General features: G+C 35.4%; 1 protein-coding gene. It reads right to left on the bottom strand.

Going from position 1 to position 802, the window contains the following annotated elements; all coding sequences use genetic code 11:
• Positions 1 to 802 (bottom strand): N-acetylmuramoyl-L-alanine amidase family protein (locus B5P40_RS31995; RefSeq protein WP_483296265.1); only part of this gene is annotated, 802 nt, incomplete at both ends.

The following is an 802-nucleotide window of genomic DNA, read 5'->3' as shown; positions in this document are numbered from 1 at the left end:
ACATATCCTTTTTCGCCTTGGTAATTAACCTCATACCAAGAACCGACTTTCCCCACTACTTCTATCACTTCACCCTTATTCACACTTTTTGCACGTAATGCTTTTTTTAAGTCTGCCTCAGGATATACTTTTTTAACAAGGGATTCTAATGTAACCCACCCTTTAACCATTTCTCCATCTTGATTAAAGGAGAATTTCTTATCTTTATATGTAAAATCTCCTGTTTGTAATGCACCTGATGGCTGTAGTAAATACCAATTAAACTCTTGCTTCATCCAGCCATTTTTTGATTCATGGGAAGCATCAAAATAATATGGTTTCCCATCAACCTGTGTAAATCCTGATTGCACAGCTCCTAACGGACTAAAGTAATAGATTTTCCCGTCAATATATTGGATTCCAGTTTGCACCACGCCATCGGTACCCAGATAATAATCATATCCATTTGTATGTACCCATCCTGATTGCATAAACCCATCGGTACCAAAATAATAACGTTTCCCATCAATGGATTGGAAACCTGTTATTCTTTGCCCATCTTTTTTATAATACGTCCATTTTCCTTCTTCTTGTACCCACCCTTGTTTATTATCTAAATAGAGTGCTTCTTTTAATTGATCAATCCATTGTAATCCATTCGCAAGAACATTTAGATCACTATCAAGTTGTTTATCAAATTTCTTTTGAATATTTGGCGGAAAGTATTTTTCGGGATCTTTATGATACTCAGTTATCATAAAATGAGACAAATTCGTTGCTTCTTTTGCTACATCCCATGAACGAACTGGTGATTCACCAATTA

This window comes from Bacillus sp. SRB_8 (assembly GCF_003264205.1).
Lineage (GTDB): Bacteria > Bacillota > Bacilli > Bacillales > Bacillaceae_G > Bacillus_A > Bacillus_A mycoides.
Note: the sequence above shows the minus strand (reverse complement) of the source record. Positions and strands in the feature narration are given on the sequence as shown.